The organism is Vibrio sp. 10N.222.52.B7, assembly GCF_041474275.1.
GTDB classification, from domain to species: domain Bacteria; phylum Pseudomonadota; class Gammaproteobacteria; order Enterobacterales; family Vibrionaceae; genus Vibrio; species Vibrio crassostreae_C.
The window spans coordinates 1-241 of sequence record NZ_JBFRTU010000715.1; the positions used below are offsets into that span (position 1 = coordinate 1).

The window sequence follows — 241 nt, forward strand, 5'->3', positions numbered from 1 at the left end:
GTATTAGCGGGCACTCGATGGCATTGCAAAACGATTAAAACTGATTTTTTATCTCAGGCATTCCAACCATATCAATCGCTTTATGAGCGTATAAGCCTTACTTTTCAATCTGACCATACCTTTAGCATGAGAGAGTTTGTGACGATTACAGAGCATGACGGTAAGGAGAGTACTATGGAAAATCTGTATTTCGGGCACTATGAGCTTGATGGGAATAATTTGTCGATGAGCATTATAGATG

The 241-nt window shown here is 39.4% G+C and carries 1 pseudogene; it reads left to right on the plus strand.

The features are described 5' to 3' along the window. Positions 1-241: pseudogene (locus AB4512_RS24950) on the plus strand (hypothetical protein); the annotation flags it as partial.